The organism is Gemmatimonas phototrophica (assembly GCF_000695095.2).
Taxonomy (GTDB): Bacteria; Gemmatimonadota; Gemmatimonadetes; order Gemmatimonadales; family Gemmatimonadaceae; genus Gemmatimonas; species Gemmatimonas phototrophica.
The window spans coordinates 1,652,037-1,668,861 of the sequence record NZ_CP011454.1 but is presented as its reverse complement, the minus strand read 5'-3'; the positions used below and the strand labels follow the sequence as shown (position 1 = coordinate 1,668,861).

Below are 16,825 nucleotides of genomic sequence, written 5' to 3'. Positions count from 1 at the left end.
CATGGTGCGTCCCTGGGGGGCGGTTCTGCTGCACACATTGGCAGCCGGACTCGCCCCTTCGGCGTTACTGGCGCAAACGGTGATTGTGGACGGCCCCGCGCAAACGGTGCTGCCGTCGCTCACGCCGACGCTTCAGGTGCGAGCCATCGGACTGGGGCCATCACGCCCCATTCAATACAACCTGCAGGTGGCGACCACGTCGGATTTTTCGGTGCTGGTGCTCGACAGCACCTTCAATTCACCAGACAGCGTACTCACCGTGCAGATCACCCGCCCGTTGCCCAGTCAGGCCACGGTGTATTGGCGGGTCGGCGCCCGCTCCTTCATCGGGCCGCAGGCGCAGTCGCAGAGCTCTGGGGCGCGTGTGGTGCCAGCGTGGCTCACGCTCGTGGAGCCCAACTCTCCGCAGGGGAACCGATACGATATCCGACGCCCTCTGTTTGTCTGGAGGAGTGCGCCGGTGACCGCCGCGACCGGGCCATGGCGCTATGACCTGGAAATTCTCAACGTGGGGCGACCGGAAGTCGGGGTGACCAATCTGCGTGACTCCACCTATCGCCCCGCCATCGACCTGCAAGCCAACGCCTCGTATCGCTGGAATCTGCGCGCCATTCTGCCCAATGGGGAATCGATCCGGGTGTACAGTCAGGCCACGTTTGTCATCACGGATCCGCTGCTCCCCACCACGACGCTGCTGTACCAGAACTTCCCCAATCCGTTTCCATCGGCAGTGGCCTTCGCCACCTGCTTCTGGTTTGATGTGGGCAGCGACGGCGCCAAGGTGTCGCTGGATGTGCTGGACCTGCGCGGCAATCTCGTGCGCACCGTGGTACCGGGAAACGATGGAATCCAGGACTTTGAACCCGGACGATACGGCCGTGGCGCACCCGGGGCATCCAGCAACTGCGACAACCGCTTCGTGTGGGATGGTACGGCCACGGATGGACGCACGGTGGCCCCTGGTGTGTACCTCGCACGATTCCGCGCGAACAACGGAGCACCCACGTTCCGGCGCATTGTCTTCAAGGGTCGATAGCCCACCCCGATGCGACTAACGACCATTGGCACCGGAACCGCCGCGCCGCATCCTTCGCGCGTGGCGTCTGCGCATCTGGTGGAAGCCGGTGAAGTGCGCCTGCTCCTCGACTGCGGCAGTGGGGCCGTCCATCGGATGGCCAATCTTGGCGTGGCGTGGAGTGACATCACGCATGTGGCCCTCACCCATTTTCACGCCGATCATATTGCCGACCTGCCGCTGCTCATCATGGGATGGCGGTGGGGGCAGTTGCCGCCGCGGAGTGCGCCGGTCACCATCTACGGCCCGCTGGGGACGGGCGCCCTGCTGGAGCGGATGGCCGCGGTGTACGGCGGTTGGCTGCTGGCCCCCGGCTTCCCGCTCACCGTGCGGGACATGAGTCCGGACGAGGTCATTCGCTTGCCGGGCGACGTGTCCCTGCACGCCTGTGCGGTACCACATACCGCGGAGAGCGTAGCATATTCCGTCAGTGAAGGAACGCGGCGGCTTGTGTACACCGGCGACACCGGCGTAAGCGAATCGCTGGGCGCGTGGGCACGGGACTGTGACCTGCTGCTCGCCGAATGTTCTTTGCCCGACACGATGGCCATTCGTGAGCATCTCACCCCACGACAGGTCGGCGCGTTGGCAGCACAGGCCGCCGCGCGGCGGCTGGTGCTCACCCATTTCTATCCGCCGGTGGAGGCCGTGAACATCGCGGCTGAAGTGGCGGAGCATTATTCCGGTCCAACGGTGTGTGCCACCGATGGCTGGTTCATCGACTTTTAGAGTCTTTCCGAGGACGTGACATGCTGGTCGTAATGCAGCCCAACGCTTCTTCCGCCGACATCGATCGGGTCTGCGAAGAAATTACGCGTCAGGGCTTCAAGCCCCTCCCCTTGCCGGGCGAAGTCCGCACGGCGATCGGTCTCCTTGGCGATGACGCCAAGGTGGATTGGTCGTACATCGAAGGGCTGCCGGGCGTGTCCAGTGTGCTCATCGTGCAGAAGCCCTTCCGTCAGGCGTCGCGCGAGTGGAAGCCGGAACAGACCATCGTGGAAATCGCCCCGGGGGTGCGCTTTGGTGGCAGCGAGGTTCCCATTGTCGCCGGCCCGTGCTCGGTGGAAACCGAGGAGCAGATTCTCACCGCCGCGCGTCAGGTGAAGGCCGCCGGTGGCGTGGCGTTGCGGGGCGGCGCCTTCAAGCCGCGCTCCAGCCCCTACGCGTTCCAGGGACTCGGCAAGCAGGGGTTGGAACTGCTGGCCCTGGCGCGACGTGAAACAGGGCTGGCCATTGTCACCGAAGCCATGGATGAACGCGGCGCGGATCTCGTGGCCGAGTATGCCGACTGCATCCAGATTGGCGCGCGCAACATGCAGAACTACTCGCTGTTGCGTCACGTGGGCACGCTCAAGAAGCCGGTCCTGCTCAAGCGTGGTATGGCGGCCACGATCAACGATCTGCTGCTCAGCGCCGAGTATGTGCTGTCGGAAGGAAATCCCAACGTCATCCTGTGCGAGCGCGGCGTGCGCACGTTTGACAGTGCCACGCGCAACCTGTTCGATCTGACCGCCATTCCCGTGGTGCAGAAGCTGTCGCACTTGCCCATTGTCGCGGACCCCAGTCACGGCACCGGGCTGCGCGACAAGGTCACGCCCATGGCGCGTGCGGCCGTGGCCGCTGGTGCCGATGGCATTCTGGTGGAGATGCACCCCACGCCCGACAAGGCGCTTTCCGACGGCGCGCAGTCGCTGTATCCCGATCAGTTTACCGATCTCGTGAAGCAGCTGCGCACAATTGCCAGTGCAATTGGCCGCAGCATTACCAGTATCTGATAGCGCACGGCCGAGTGCCAGATCGAGGGAGCCAAGGAGGTGAAGAGGTGAGGAGAACACTTATGCAGTTTGCTCCTCACCTCATCACCTCCACTCCTCGTCCGATCAGGCACGTCGGCACCTGCGGCCAACCAGCGGGTATGTGACTCTATGACGACACAATCAACGATCGTTCGCGTGATGGCCATCACGATGGCCCTCAGCACGCCGCTCGTCGCCCAGACCGGCGCCGAGACGGCGTACGACCGCGTGGCCAAGGCGTGGAGTGGCACCCGGACGCTCGAAGCCAACTTCGAGCAGAAGATCACCAACCCGGTGATCGGCCGCACGGCCATGTCCAAGGGGGTCTTCCATCAGCAGCGGCCGGGGAAGGTGTCCATCACCTTTACCCAGCCTGCCGGCGACCGCATTGTGGGCGACGGCAAGACGCTGTGGGTGTATCTGCCCAGCAGTGCCCCGGGGCAGGTGTTGAAGTTGCCCGGCGATGCCGACGGCGCCATTGTGGCCGACCTGCTGGGTCAGCTGCTCGACACGCCGAAGCGTGCGTTCGTGATTTCCGGGGGCGAGGCGGTCATCATTGATGGCCGTGCCACTCGGCGGGTGCAACTGTTGCCGCGCGATCCCGATGCCGTGCCCTTTCAGAAAGCCACGCTGTGGCTGGATGACAAGGAGCCGCGCCCGGTGCGTGTCCAGGTGATTGATGATCAGGGCGTGGACCGAACAATCACGCTCACCACCTGGCGCCCTGACGCCACGTTGCCCAAGGATGCCTTTGCCTTCAAGGTGCCCAAGGGCGCCAAGGTGTCCACCAAGCTGCCCGGCGCGTAACGCCCCCTTCGCCTGGCTCGGTGCGCGTTATTGCGTGGCCGGCACGGTGACGGCGCGGCGTTCGAGATTCCCGAACACATCGCGTGGGGTGCGCGCACTCATGAGAATCTGTGAGGCGCGCTGCAGCGTGGCGTCATCCTGCGTGCGGCGCAGGAATTCCGCTTCGCCACCGAACGCGACCCGGGTCATCTCATAGCCCAATGAGCGGGCAATCCACGGGCCAGCCGCATCAAACACCGTGCGCGGCGGCGCCACCCTGCGCGCGATCAGGTCCAGATAGAGAGCATCCAGCAGTTCGCGCGTCACGGCGTCGCCGGGAGTATTCATGGTGCGCTTCCGCTGTTGGGCCAGCTTGCTGAGTGCATCGCGATACGCCCCCAGATTCTTCCCCATGGCTCGCGCCAGCGCCTGCACTGGCAGCGGCGTCACGCTGTCGCCGACGATCACATCGGGCGTGATGCCACCGCCGCCAAACACCGTGCGCCCGGCGTCCGTGCGGAAACGCGGTCGAATGGTGTCGGGCAACGACACGCCGACCGTATCAGGCTCCACGTCATCATCCGGATTGCGCTCGGGCGGGCGATTGATACTGCGTCCCACCGGGGTGTACCACCGCGCAATCGTGAGCCGAAGCGCCCCGCCACTGGACAGCGGATACACGTTCTGAGCGCTCCCCTTCCCGAAGCTCGTGACACCGAGGACGACGGCGCGATCATGATCCTGCAGCGCCCCGGCCACGATCTCCGAGGCACTCGCACTTGAGCGATCGACGAGCACCGCCACCGGCAAGGTTGGCCAGCGCTGCGGCTGCGAGTCGGTGTACGTTTGCGGCGGCGTCCCGGCGCGCCCGCGCAACTGGACGATGCTCTGCCCGCGGTCGAGAAACAGATCCGCCACCGCGACGCCCTGTTCAAGCAGCCCGCCGGGGTTCCCGCGCAAATCCATCACCAGCGAGCGCGCCCCCTGACGGACCAGCGAATCGATGGCGGCCGACAATTCCGTGGCTGTGAACGCGTTGAACACATTCACGTCCACGTAGCCGGTCCCGTTCTGCAACAACGTCACGCGCTGAACCGCTCGGAGATGCACCTTGTCACGTACCAGCGTGAAGTCCTGCTTCTGATCGCCGCGCGCCACCGTAAACGTGACCGATGAACCGGTGACCCCTCGCAGGCGCTTGAACACTTCTTCGCGATCAAGATCCTTGGTGCTTTCCTTCCCAATGCGCACGATGCGGTCGCCCGCCAGCACACCGGCCCGTTCGGAGGGACCGCCTATGAGCGGCTCAATGACCACCGGCCAACCGTCACGAATATCGATCTGCAGGCCGATCCCCGAGAACGTGCCGTTCATCTGCTCGCTGAGCCGTCGCACACGATCTTCCGTCAGGAATGAGGTGAACGGATCCTCGAGTTCATTCAGCATGCCGGCTACCGACTTCGCATAGATGGAGTCGGCCGGCAGGGAATCCACATACTTCTGGGCCACCGCCGCCACCACCTGATCAAACAGGCGTGCGCCACCGAGTGGCGCCCGGGCAGGCTGCGTGGCCGCCGTAAGGTCACGACCGGACCACCAGCTCCCCAACCCCAACAGCCCGCCAAAACCAATGCCGGCCACGAGGGCGCGGAGGCCGCGGCGGGGATGACGTGGGGCGTCGGGCAGTAATTCAGACATGGAAAGTCACCACGCTCAAATGGCGGCCAGTGCCGCGGTCGCGGCCGCGGTGAATCGCTCCGGCCAGCGGGCCACCAGCGCCTCCAGGCATCGCACGGTCACCACATCCACGGGCATATCCGCGCCAATGGCGACGACCGGCCCCACCTCCGGATGCTCCCCCTCCCAGGCAGCGGTCAGGGCCACTTCAAACGCCGCCCGCACGCGTTGGTGAAAGGCGAGATCTTCCTGCTCCATACGATCCGATGCACCGCGGGCCTGCTGACGCGCCTGCGCCATATCGAGGGGCACCGACAGCAACAGCGTGAGATCAGGACGAATGCCACCGGTCGCGAAGGCATTCACCGCCTGCAATGAGGACATGGGCAACCCGCGCCCTGCCCCCTGGTAGGCATAGGTGGACAACAGGAAGCGGTCCACCAGCACGATGGCGCCACGATGCAGTGCCGGCGCAATCACGTCACGCACCAGCTGCGCCCGCGATGCCGCGAACAGCAACGCCTCACTCTCTGCCGCCAACTCCGACGTGGGGTCGAGCAGCAGCGAACGAATGGCGTCACCGGCGGCGGTGCCGCCAGGTTCGCGCACCGCCACCACATCGTGGCCGACCGCCCGCAATGTGTCCGCCAACCGGTGCCACTGGGTGGTTTTGCCAACCCCTTCTCCCCCCTCGAACACCAGGAAGAGCCCTCGTGGCGTGACGGGATCGTCGTTGTTCTGCACCGGAGCGTGTACCTGCGTCACGGAACCGGACAACTCAACCAAGGATGATGGAGCTGGTAGCACCCGTGCGGATGCCGTCGGCAATCCACTGGTTCACCCGCAACATGAGCTTGTCGAAGTTGTCCTGCGCCGAAATTGCGGACTGGTACGCCGAGTTGACCTGCACTTGCTGCAGGAGCGCGTCGAGCTGCTGCTCCATGTCGCCGGTCGGTTCTTCGCCCCGGTCAATCATGGCCTGCGCATCCTGACGGATCTTCTCCATCTGGCGGAGAATCGTCGTGGCTTCGCGATCGTTGTTCAACGCTTCGCTGGAGCGCTTCACGGCCTTGTATTCGTCGCTTTGGCCAATGGAACGGCCAAGATCTTTCGCCTTGTCTTCGAGCATGAATCCGGCCTCCCCGGCCGCGAAGTGTCCTGCGTGAGTCCTGCCGCGTTACCGTCCCGGCGCCCTCGCCAGCAACACCCGGTCACGCCCTGAATAGTCCTGCCTGATTTCTATCGCTTCGTACCCCTGTTGCTCAGCAATGGTCGCCGTTGCCGGCCCCCGACTGGCATCAAGCTCCAGCACCATCCAGCCGCCGGGCTCCAGCACGTCCCGGCCGCCCTGCAGCAGCGCCCGGTAGCGCGCCATGCCATGGTCCGCCGCGAAGAGCGCCAGCGGCGGCTCCCAATTGCGGACGCTGCGCGGCAACGCCTCCGCCTCTTCGTACGCAATGTACGGAGGATTGGAGACAATCACACGGGCGCGGATCCCTTTCAGCGGGGCCAGATCGGCCCCCAGACGGAACTCGACGGGTGCGGACGCCTTCCCCAACACCCGCGTGGAGTTCCCCGCGGCCACCTCCAACGCATCCGAAGACACATCAGTGGCAATCACTCGGTCAAAGTGCCCTTCGGTTGCCAGGCTCAGCGCAATGGCGCCCGATCCGGTGCCCACATCCACCGCCGTGCCCCCTAACGACGCGGCCGTGACCCGCAGCGCTTCCCCCACCACCACCTCGGTTTCCGGACGGGGAATGAGCACACGGGCGTCCACCTCCAGCACGAGATCGCGGAACGGTGCGGTCCCCACGGTATAGGCCAACGGCTCTCCCCGCAGCCGACGGTGCAGCGCCCGTTCAATGGCCTCGCCTTCGGCCGCCAGCATCGCTGGCGATACCACCAGCCGCTGCGCCAGCCCGCCCGGTGAGAGGTGCAACACCCCGGCAATGAGCAGGCGCCCTTCCCGTGCCGCATCGCGCCGCACCTCCGCCTCCAACGCGGCGCACTCGGCTATCAGCGCGACGGCGCGATTGACCGCGTCGCGCAACGTCACCCGGCGAGACTCTCCTCGGCGTTCGCCAGCTGAATGGCGTCGAGGAACGGTCCAATCTCGCCGTTCATCACCCCGTCGATGTCATACAACGTGACCCCCACCCGGTGATCGGTCACGCGCCCCTGCGGGAAATTGTACGTGCGGATTTTGGCCGACCGGTCGCCCGTGCTGACCTGCGACTTTCGCATGCGCGACCGTTCGGCTTCCTGTTCGGAGAGCCGCAGGTCCAGCAGACGGGAGCGCAGCACTTCCATGCCTTTCGCCTTGTTTTGCAGCTGCGACTTCTGGTCCTGCTGCGACACCACAATGCCGGTGGGGATGTGCGTAATGCGCACTGCCGAATCGGTGGTATTCACACTCTGACCACCGGGGCCTGAGGAGCGGAAGACATCGATGCGCAGATCCTTGTCTTCAATCTTCACGTCCACTTCTTCGGCTTCCGGCAAGACGGCCACCGTGGCGGCCGACGTGTGAATGCGCCCCTGCGATTCGGTCGCAGGGACCCGTTGCACCCGATGCACACCGCTTTCCCAGCGCAGCACACCAAAGGCGCCATCGCCCACGACCTTGAACACCGCTTCCTTGATGCCACCCATGGTGCCATCGGAGTAGGAAATGGTCTCGGTGCGCCACCCCCGGCGTTCAATGAACCGGGTATACATGCGCAGCAGATCGCCGGCAAAGAGCCCGGCTTCATCACCTCCCGTCCCGGCCCGGATTTCCACGATGGCTGGACGGTCGTCGAGGGGATCACGGGGAATGAGCAGGGGGAGCAACGCCTTCTGCAACTGCTCCACCTCGGTTTCCAGCCGGGCGACCTCGGCACGCGCTTCGGCCACAAAATCCGGGTCATCGCCGTTCGCCATCTCACGGGCGTCAGCGAGCTCCAGTTCGGCCTTATTGAGCCGGTTGGCTTTGACCACGACCTCGGCCAGGCGGTGGTGCTCGCGCCCTAGTTCGACCAGGCGCGGGGTGTCTTTGGTGGTTTCCGGGTCGGCGAGCAGCTGCTCCACTTCGGTGGCGCGGCGCAGTGCATCAGCCATGCGGTCGCGAAGATGGGTCAGCATGGAACGAGGACAGGGATGAAATTCGTGATATCAGTCACAGCGGGCATGTGACGGGCATGGTTAGGCTTCGCACCAGATGACGGGCTTGGCCTGAGGGCGGACCGAACCGGTGGTAGCGGGAATCCCCTTTGGTACTGCTCATGCAGGGGAGGATTCCCGGCACAAGGCACCCAGTTCGGTTTCCACGGGGTTCGTTGAAAGCCGCTCTCGCCGGGACCGCCGTCGGACAGGTCATCGTCCGTTGGCGTCCCGAACGCCCTCGCGCAAGATACACCAGGAGAGGTGATAGAATATGGTCACGTTCGGTACACCACCGCTGCGCTTCACTCCGCCTACCATGAGCGTTTCTCTCGACCGCATAACCGATTTTCTCTCCACCGTGCCCCTGTTCCGGGAGCTCGACCGCATGGCCGTGCGCGGCTTTGCAGAGCTCACCCGGGAACAGAAGTTCGCCAAGGGGGCCATGATCGTTTCCGAAGGGGACGCCGGCGATGCCCTCTACGTGGTGCGCTCCGGCGAGGTGAAGGTGGTCCTGACGGGCGAGGATGGCCGGGAAGTCATTCTGAACGTGCTTAACGTGGGCGATCACTTTGGCGAACTGGCCCTCATTGACGGCCGGCCCCGCTCGGCCCATGTGGTCTCCACGCAGGCCTCCAGCCTGCTGGTGTTGCGTCGGACCGACTTCCGCCGGAAGGTGGAGCAGAGCCCGCAAGTGGCCTGGGGGCTCATGGTGGAGCTGTCGCGCCGGCTGCGCCAGGCAGACGGCACCATTGGCAGCCTGGTCCTGCTGGATGTCCCGGGACGCGTAGCCAAGGTGCTGTTGGAGCACGCCACGCCGGGCGAGCCGGCCACTCTGGTCAAGCAGCTTACGCACCAGACCATGGCGCAGATGATTGGCGCCAGTCGCGAAACCGTGTCGCGGGCGATGGCCGAGTTTCAGGAGAAGCAGATCATCAGCGTGCAGCGTCGCATTGTGACGATTACCGATCGCGCGGCGCTGGAAGCGCGGGCGCGCCCGCGCTTGTAAGGCGCAGTCACTAGTTTCCCCGCATGGCGTCCAGCGTCCCTCCACGCGCTCGCATTCGATTCTGGGGCACCCGCGGTACGTGTCCATCTCCCGGCCCCCGTACCGTGCGGTACGGGGGCAACACGCCGTGCGTGGAACTGTGCGCGCGTGACGGCGAAATTGTCATTCTGGACGCAGGCAGCGGCATCAGGGCGCTGGGCGCACATCTGGTGGCCACTGGATACAGCGGCCCGTTGCATCTCTTTCTCACCCATCGCCACAGCGATCATGTGCTGGGGCTGGCGCACTTCGCTCCGCTGTTCAATGGACAGCGCCTGAACATCTGCTGCGGTGATGGCGAAGCGGTGTCGCTGGAAAAATTCGCGACCTCCATTCTGTCGCCGCCCATGTTCCCGTATGTCGCAGGCGTAACCACCCGGCTGGACATCACGGAATGGGATGATTGCCAGTCACCGCGCGCCGGCGAGCTCTCGGTGCATCGGTTTGTCGCCCGTCATCCCGGTGAAGCTGCCATTTTCCGACTGGATGATGCCGCTGGTGCGCTGCTGGCATATGCTCCCGACAATGAGCTCGCCTATCACAACGGGGCCGAGTCCATTGTGCAGTGGCGGCGCCGGCTGGCGGACTTTGTGCGGGATGTGCCCATTCTCGTGCATGATGCCACCTACCGCCACGATGAGCTGCCCAACCATGTGGGATGGGGGCATTCGTCCAATCTCGAGGCGGCGCGGTTTGCCATGGAGTGCGGCGCGCGCACGCTGGTGCTCTTTCATCATCATCCCGATCGCGATGATGAAACGGTAGAACGCATGCTCGACGAATGCCGCGAATTCGTGTCGCGTGAAGGCGGAACGGTGCGACTGCTGGCGGCGTGGGAAGGGTTGTCGCTGGGCGTGGCGTAACGGCCGCGATTACGCGCGTGCGCGGGCCGTGAGCGCCGAACGCAACATCACGATGCCCGCGTAAATCACCACCAGCACCACCAGCCACCGCAGCATATCCAGCGGGAGCGATTTGACCAGCAGTGCCGCCACCAGCACGCCCGGTACACCACCAAGCGCGAGTCCCAACGCGGGGCGCTGCACATGATTGCGACGCTTGAGGAACTCCAGGCACCCCATCAGCGCGGCGAAGGCCCCGCTGCCCATCATGATGGGAAACGCCGCGCGCGGATCCATACCCAATACACTCAGCAGCACGAAGGTGGGGCCGTAGTTGCCAATGCCCAGCATGACCAGCGCGCCAAGGACGAAGTTGACGGCAAGCGCAATGATGAGCGGTGTGCCCGACAGCGTGAGCGCCGTACCACCGGTGGGCATACGCCCCAGCTGACTCACGGTCATGAACACGGCGGCCAGCAACAGAGCGATGCCCATGCCCAGCTGAATGGGTTGGCGCGGCAGGCGGGCCACAATACCCGCCCCCAGCCAGCCGCCCACCAGCGCCGTGGCAATCATCATGGCCAGTACGGTGCTGTCAATCTGAATGACCGTAATGAAAATGAGCGCCTGCGCCACCACCGACATGGTGAGCCCCACAATCATCGTGGCCGGCAGCCGCTCATCGGGCACCATCTTCAGTGCCTTGAACACCGTGGTGGTGGTGGCCAGCGAGCCAATGCCCAGCGTATCCAAAAAGCTGACCACAAACCCGATCACCACCTGCAATGGCGAGGGCCAACGCGAACGATCGGTGTCGCCACCAGCGGCTGCAGCGTCGGCGCGCGCGGTTTGCCACCATCGCCACACGAAAAGCGAGGAGAGCGCGGCAATGGCAACCAGCAGCAGCAACCGGATGTTCATTGGCCCTGCGTGTTGGATACCGGCACACCCCAGCCACCACCACCGGGTGTCTCCAGCGTGAGCACATCACCTGCCGAGAGTGCCACGCGTGTTTTCGCGGGGAGTACTGTGCTGTTCAACAGGTTGTTGCCAGCGGCACCTGGCATCCCGCCGTTGGCGCCCGGTGGCGCCACGACCCGACGCTCGGTGAGCAACGTCGCGGTGCACGGTACCAGCGCCTGATAGCGACGTACCACCCCATCGCCGCCGGGAAACTGTCCAGCGCCACCGCTGCCACGTCGCACGGCGTACTCCACAATGCGCAGCGGATACGCCCGCTCAAGACTTTCCACTGGGGTGTTGCGCGTGTTGCTCATCCCCACGTGCACGGCATCAGGGCCAGGACCGCGCAAGCTGGCCCCCTGCCCTCCTCCCAGTGTTTCGTAAAAGCTCCACCCCGGCGCGCCCAGCGTGATGTTGTTCATGGTGCCCTGCCCGCAGGCCGGGATGACCAGATCATGTACACCAATACTGGCCGCCGCTTTGGCCAACGCCGCAAAACACACGTCGGTCATGCGCTGCGACAGTTCCACATTCCCGGCCGCCACGGCGCTCGGACGCTTGGCGTTGGCCACACAATCGTCGGGGATGGTGAGGTGCACCGCGCGCGCCACACCGTCGTTTACGGGCACGTCATCGTCGCACAACACGCGCAACACAAACACCGCGGCCGCACGGGCCACCGCGGGGGGCGCGTTCACATTGCCACGCACCGCGGGTGAGGTGCCGGTGAGATCAAGCAACAGAGTTCCGTTGCGCACAGTGGCCCGAATGACCACCGGAATCGGCTGGTCGCTCACGCCATCGCCTTCCAGCGCGTCGGCGGCTTGTCCAGTGGCCCCTTCCAGCAACGCCAGTCGCGCCCGCACACGTCGCTCGGTGTAATCGAGCAGCGCATCCACGGCCGCCTGCAACGTGGCGTCGCCAAGCCGCGTGAACAGCGCCTGCCACCCACGACGCCCGGCCGCGCAGGCAGCGCGCTGCGCCCGCAAATCCCCCTCGCGCTCGGCGGGCGTTCGTACATTCGCCAGCACCAGCGTCATCACATCGCGTTGCGGTATGCCATGTACCTCAATGCGTACCGGCGGCACGATCAGCCCTTCCTGATACAACTCCGTGGCCCCAAAGGGCATGCTTCCCGGACTGATGCCACCGACATCGGCATGATGGGCGCGCACGGCGGCATACCCAATAATGCGATCGGCTTGCGACGGATGCGCAATGACCTCTACCATGGTGAGATCGGGCAAATGCGACCCGCCGTGCGATGGATCATTAAGCAGAAACACGTCACCAGCCGCGGCGCCCGCAGCACGCACGGCCGCCACCGATTCCGGCATGGCGCCCAGATGCACCGGAATATGCGCCGCTTGCGCCACCATGCGCCCCGACGCATCGAACAGCGCGCACGACGCATCGCGACGCTCGCGGATGTTGGGCGAAATACTGCTGCGTTCCAGTAGGCCGCCCATCTCCTCCGCGAGCATGGCCACGCCCTGCGAAAAGACCGTGAGTTCCAGCGCGTCAAACGCCGCAGCGTTGTTGGTGGTCATGTGTCGCCGCTGGCGGGCGCCGGATAGCCGGCCTGGAGAATGGCGTATTCACAGCGCACCATCCACGCCTCCTGCAAGTCGGTCATGCGCGATCCCTTGCCACGATCAGGCGCCATGGACAACAACCCTTGCGCCGATGGGTGTGGCAGTGCCCGTCGGGCGATGTCCGCTCGGGGCTTCTGCTTGAACACCACATCAAAGGTGCGCGTGGCCACGCGTCCCAAGGTGACAATGCCCTTCAGCCCTCGCGATACCAGCTGATCCAGATCACGGTTGAGGCGCGAGATGTTGCGCTGACTCTCCAACTCGGCGCGGATAGGGGCCCGAAACGATTGCCCATCGTCAGTGGGACACCGATCGAAGGCATTCCCCAGCGCCACTCCGTGCGAAATGGGGGCGAGGCCGGCGGCGGTGAACAGCGCGCCATCCCATGGCATGTCATCCACTTCGGGTGGCAACGTCACCGCACCCATTCGGGCCAAGGCCTGATACAAGTGCTTGCCCGCCGCATCACCGAAGAAGGGAATGCCGCTCTTGTCGGCGCCGCGTGGCCCCGGGGCCTCCCCCACGATGAGCACATGGACCGCCCCTTCCTGAGGAAGCAGCATGTGCACGGGGGTGCCGAGGATACGTCCCACTTCTATGCGTGCGGCGCTCATGTCTGCTCCAGTAGCCAACCACCAATTTCCAGCGCACGGGCAGTCCAGCCAGGGGCCACCCGCATGGTGGCATCGGGCAACCGGACCACCGCATCACCGTGTACGGTGCGCGTCATGGCCCGCCCATCATCCACCTGCGGAGGAATGTCGCCCGAACGGACCGGTCGCACCAATCGCACCGGCCACGGGGCGCTGCTGAGCGTGGTGCGGGCGCTGATGAACTCGACAGGGCGCTCCAGCGTAAACCCGGCGCGCTGCTCGTGCCGCGCAATGAAGCGCGTCACCACCAACTCCACCGGATCGCCCGGAACGACCGGCACATCCAGTTCATACCCCTGGCCCACGTAGCGGGCCCGCAGCCACCACCGGGGCTCGAGATGCGAACGCCCCTGCCCCAATGCGCTCGCCGAGGCACTCAGCAATGTGGACATCGAGGCATCACTCCACGCCTCTGCCTCCACCACACAGCTCGTGAGCCGTTCCCGACGTTCAGGTGCCAGGGCAAGGCCGACGGCGCTCAGCACGCCCGCGTGTGGCGGCACGATGACCTGTCGCATACCCAAGCGTTCAGCCAACCCGCAGGCATGCAACGGCCCCCCACCGCCGAATGCAATGAGTGGAATGCCACGCGGATCGACCCCGCGTTCCACACTGACGCGGCGTAACGCGCGCGCCATGGTCGCATCGGCGGTCGCAATAATCGCTTCGGCCGCGCGCTCCACCGACACACCCAGTGGGGCGGCAATGGTGGCCACCGCCGCCACCGCCTTGTCGCGGCTGATGCGCACGCCTCCACTCCATTTGCCGGCGGCAATGGTGCCCAACACCACGTGTGCATCGGTCACCGTGGGGCGTTCCCCACCGCGATCGTAGGCAGCCGGCCCCGGCATGGCGCCGGCGCTTTCCGGGCCTGCGCGCAGGGCGCCGCCATCGTCCAGCCAGGCAATGCTGCCGCCACCGGCGGCAACGGCTTCCACCAACACGCGCGGCAAGGCAATGGGAATCCCCCCCACGCCACCGCCGCGCTCCACCAGGGGCTCCCCATCTTCAATGAGCCCCACGTCGGCGCTGGTCCCACCAATGTCGATCGTCAGCGCCCGCGAAACGCCGAGCGCGCGCGCGATGGCCGCAGCTCCGGTGACGCCGCCGGCAGGTCCACTGAGCGCCAGTGCCGCGGCATGGTGCGCGGCCTCCTCTGTTTCGAGGGTGCCGCCGGCCGACGTCATGACCCGCGGCGCCGGATATCCGCGGGCCGCGAGACGGGTGCTGAGTCCCGCCAGATAGCGGCGCACCGCTGGACGCGCATACGCTTCTGCCACGGTGGTGGCCATGCGTTCGTACTCGCGGATTTCCGGCAACACCTCGTGACTGGCCACCACATCCAGCGCGAGCCCCTGCGCTGCAATCGCCAACCGCAACGCTTCCGCGAGCCGCTGCTCATGCGACGGGTCGCCGTACGCGTGCAGCAGGGTGATCGCTACCGTTTCGGCGCCACAGACGGTGGCCTGCGCCAGCGCCGTAGCGACCACGTGCGCCACGCCTTCGTGCTCGAGTGACGTTACCACGCCCTCCGGCGCGATGCGCTCCGGCACCGCAATGACTTGCGGTCCGGACACGAGCGGCGCCGCATGGTGCTGCGACAAATCATAGAGAGCCGCACGTTCCTGCCGACGCAACTCCAGCACATCGGTGAACCCCTGCGTGGCACACAACACCACCGGGGCTCCGCGGCGCTCCAGCAGCAGGTTGGTGACCACCGTCGTGCCGTGCGCAATGTGCGCGATGTCCTGCGCCTGCAGCTGTGCCGCGTCCAACGCCTGCAGTACGCCCTGCGCGCGGTCGGCAGGGACACTGAGCACCTTGGTGGTGGACACCGTGCCGTCGTGGTGCAGCGCGGCGAGATCGGTGAAGGTGCCGCCCACATCAATGCCGACGGCCACCCCGGTGTGATTGCTCATGGGGTTGCCGACGGCGCCCGCCGCAGACGACGGTTGGCCACTATCGCGAGGGCCACATGCACCGGTACCACGGTCATGAAGACCATGATGCTCCCCTGTGATAGAGCGGGCAGGTGCTCCAACACCAACCCCACCACCGCAATACCGGCCACCACGGCGCTGAGCGCACGACCAGACCGTCCCTTGGCATCGTCGCGCGTACGCCAGCTCCAGAACAGCGCGGCCACCAGCAGCAGGGGCGAGACCAGCGTGAGGTTGAGGTTCGAGCCCATGTACGGGATGTGCTTGGTCACGGTGCCAGCCAGCAACAGCGCCGTACCCAGCACACCGCCTGCACCATACCACAGCACACCAAAAGCACTCAACAGCGCCGGTGCGAGACGGGCGAGGGCAAATACCGCCACGCCCAGCACCATGCCCAGTGCCAGCGCCGGCATGGTACGCTGGGGCACGTGCACCAAGGTCGGCAGACTCTGCGTGGCGTACAGCACGGAATCGTGCGCCACCAGGGACGCCCCGCCCACCGCGGTACGCGCCAGATCATCGGCAAAGCGTTCTGGCAGGAATGCGAGTTGCCAGCGTGTCAGATGCCGATCAGCGGTGCGACCGAGCGCGAGTTGAATGCCCGCATACACCGGGAGATTCTCGGCCGTAATGCGAGCCGTTTCGTTGCGCCAGGTAAAGTGACCATCCACGGTATCCAGCGCTTGGCGCACCACGCCACCGAGTGCCCAATCCAGCGCATCACGCACGCGCGTACTGCAGTTGTCGTTGTAGTAGTCGTAGCGGTAGTACGCGTTCTCTTCGCGCGCATTCCACGACACCAGATCGGACAACGCCCCCCGCTGCATGGGAGTGAGATTGAGGCGCTGCTGGCGAATGGTGCGGTCCTGCGACTGATACATCGCATTGAACTCACCGGTGCGATAGCCGGCCATCCAGTACTTCGTATCGCCGGTGAGAAACCGGGCGAGGAAATTCGGCTGGTTGAAGTCGAACATCCCCCAGTTGTAGGCAATGCTCTCGCCGGTCTGCGTGTCTTCGATCGCAAGCGCAACGTGCCCGAACTTTTCAAACACTTCGGGGCCCGGTCCGTAGGTGTAGAGCACCACCTGCAGCGTCGCGCCTCGGGCCGCGCGGGCGCTGTCGAGCGCGGGCGAGGTGCCGGGAGCCGGCGGCCGTGGCGTCTGGGGCACGTTATCGGGGAGTGGCGCCTGCGCATGCAGCGTGGTGAGCGATACCGCCGCAATGCACAGCGCGCCGGTCACCACGCCCATGGCGGTGGCAACACGGCGCGCCCACGATTGTCGAGGAGAAGACATGCGGC

The 16,825-nt window shown here is 65.5% G+C and carries 16 protein-coding genes; 6 read left to right on the top strand and 10 right to left on the bottom strand.

The window, feature by feature from the left end; all coding sequences use genetic code 11:
• Position 1 precedes the first annotated feature (1 nt).
• The 4 genes from GEMMAAP_RS06930 to GEMMAAP_RS06915 all read left to right on the top strand — a co-directional run bounded on the left by GEMMAAP_RS06930 (position 2) and on the right by GEMMAAP_RS06915 (position 3,678).
• Positions 2-1,036: a flagellar hook assembly protein FlgD gene (locus GEMMAAP_RS06930; protein ID WP_145979035.1), complete on the top strand. Its 1,035-nt coding sequence runs from the start codon at positions 2-4 to the stop codon at positions 1,034-1,036.
• 9 nt (positions 1,037-1,045) lie between these two features.
• Positions 1,046-1,804 (top strand): MBL fold metallo-hydrolase, encoded by a 759-nt coding sequence (locus GEMMAAP_RS06925; RefSeq protein WP_026850379.1) that lies wholly within the window; start codon positions 1,046-1,048, stop codon positions 1,802-1,804.
• 20 nt (positions 1,805-1,824) lie between these two features.
• On the top strand, positions 1,825-2,850 hold the full coding sequence (aroF, locus tag GEMMAAP_RS06920) for a 3-deoxy-7-phosphoheptulonate synthase (protein WP_026850378.1): 1,026 nt from the start codon (positions 1,825-1,827) through the stop codon (positions 2,848-2,850).
• 150 nt (positions 2,851-3,000) lie between these two features.
• Positions 3,001-3,678, top strand: coding sequence for a LolA family protein (locus GEMMAAP_RS06915; protein ID WP_082821131.1), 678 nt, complete (start codon positions 3,001-3,003; stop codon positions 3,676-3,678).
• A 27-nt stretch (positions 3,679-3,705) separates the two neighbouring features.
• On the opposite strand, the gene GEMMAAP_RS06910 is transcribed toward GEMMAAP_RS06915, so the two are convergent.
• The 5 genes from GEMMAAP_RS06910 to prfA are packed head-to-tail and all read right to left on the bottom strand — an operon-like array spanning position 3,706 to position 8,460.
• Positions 3,706-5,355: a S41 family peptidase gene (locus tag GEMMAAP_RS06910; protein ID WP_075071454.1), complete on the bottom strand. Its 1,650-nt coding sequence runs from the start codon at positions 5,353-5,355 to the stop codon at positions 3,706-3,708.
• 15 nt (positions 5,356-5,370) lie between these two features.
• Positions 5,371-6,099, bottom strand: a complete 729-nt coding sequence (tmk, locus tag GEMMAAP_RS06905; RefSeq protein ID WP_053334354.1) for a dTMP kinase — start codon at positions 6,097-6,099, stop codon at positions 5,371-5,373.
• Positions 6,100-6,112: 13 nt separating this feature from the next.
• A complete protein-coding gene (locus tag GEMMAAP_RS06900) occupies positions 6,113-6,463 on the bottom strand; it encodes a YlbF/YmcA family competence regulator (protein WP_026850376.1) in 351 nt (116 codons plus the stop codon).
• A 48-nt stretch (positions 6,464-6,511) separates the two neighbouring features.
• Entirely contained in the window at positions 6,512-7,393 is an 882-nt protein-coding gene (prmC, locus tag GEMMAAP_RS06895; protein WP_053334353.1) for a peptide chain release factor N(5)-glutamine methyltransferase, read from the bottom strand.
• Positions 7,390-8,460 carry a peptide chain release factor 1 gene (prfA, locus tag GEMMAAP_RS06890; protein WP_043581353.1) on the bottom strand — a complete coding sequence of 357 codons (1,071 nt, stop codon included), beginning with the start codon at positions 8,458-8,460 and terminating at the stop codon, positions 7,390-7,392. Before prfA ends, prmC begins: the two co-directional genes overlap by 4 nt.
• Positions 8,461-8,797: 337 nt before the next feature.
• Between prfA and GEMMAAP_RS06885 the strand changes: the two genes are divergently transcribed.
• Both GEMMAAP_RS06885 and GEMMAAP_RS06880 read left to right on the top strand, forming a co-directional pair.
• Positions 8,798-9,487: a Crp/Fnr family transcriptional regulator gene (locus GEMMAAP_RS06885; protein ID WP_026850374.1), complete on the top strand. Its 690-nt coding sequence runs from the start codon at positions 8,798-8,800 to the stop codon at positions 9,485-9,487.
• 23 nt (positions 9,488-9,510) lie between these two features.
• Positions 9,511-10,389 carry an MBL fold metallo-hydrolase gene (locus GEMMAAP_RS06880; RefSeq protein ID WP_082821129.1) on the top strand — a complete coding sequence of 293 codons (879 nt, stop codon included), beginning with the start codon at positions 9,511-9,513 and terminating at the stop codon, positions 10,387-10,389.
• Between the two features lie 9 nt (positions 10,390-10,398).
• Here the strand turns inward: GEMMAAP_RS06880 and GEMMAAP_RS06875 are convergent, their stop codons facing one another.
• From GEMMAAP_RS06875 to GEMMAAP_RS06855, 5 genes are read right to left on the bottom strand one after another with little or no spacing between them, the layout of a single operon-like run.
• A complete protein-coding gene (locus GEMMAAP_RS06875; protein ID WP_026850372.1) occupies positions 10,399-11,289 on the bottom strand; it encodes a sulfite exporter TauE/SafE family protein in 891 nt (296 codons plus the stop codon).
• Positions 11,286-12,881 (bottom strand): hydantoinase B/oxoprolinase family protein, encoded by a 1,596-nt coding sequence (locus tag GEMMAAP_RS06870; protein ID WP_043581351.1) that lies wholly within the window; start codon positions 12,879-12,881, stop codon positions 11,286-11,288. Before GEMMAAP_RS06870 ends, GEMMAAP_RS06875 begins: the two co-directional genes overlap by 4 nt.
• Positions 12,878-13,540, bottom strand: a complete 663-nt coding sequence (locus tag GEMMAAP_RS06865) for a uracil-DNA glycosylase family protein (protein ID WP_026850371.1) — start codon at positions 13,538-13,540, stop codon at positions 12,878-12,880. Before GEMMAAP_RS06865 ends, GEMMAAP_RS06870 begins: the two co-directional genes overlap by 4 nt.
• Positions 13,537-15,498 (bottom strand): hydantoinase/oxoprolinase family protein, encoded by a 1,962-nt coding sequence (locus GEMMAAP_RS06860; RefSeq protein WP_043581349.1) that lies wholly within the window; start codon positions 15,496-15,498, stop codon positions 13,537-13,539. Before GEMMAAP_RS06860 ends, GEMMAAP_RS06865 begins: the two co-directional genes overlap by 4 nt.
• Positions 15,495-16,820 (bottom strand): lipoprotein N-acyltransferase Lnb domain-containing protein, encoded by a 1,326-nt coding sequence (locus GEMMAAP_RS06855; RefSeq protein WP_082821128.1) that lies wholly within the window; start codon positions 16,818-16,820, stop codon positions 15,495-15,497. The genes GEMMAAP_RS06860 and GEMMAAP_RS06855 overlap by 4 nt, the downstream gene beginning before the upstream one ends.
• Between the last annotated feature and the right edge of the window lie 5 nt (positions 16,821-16,825).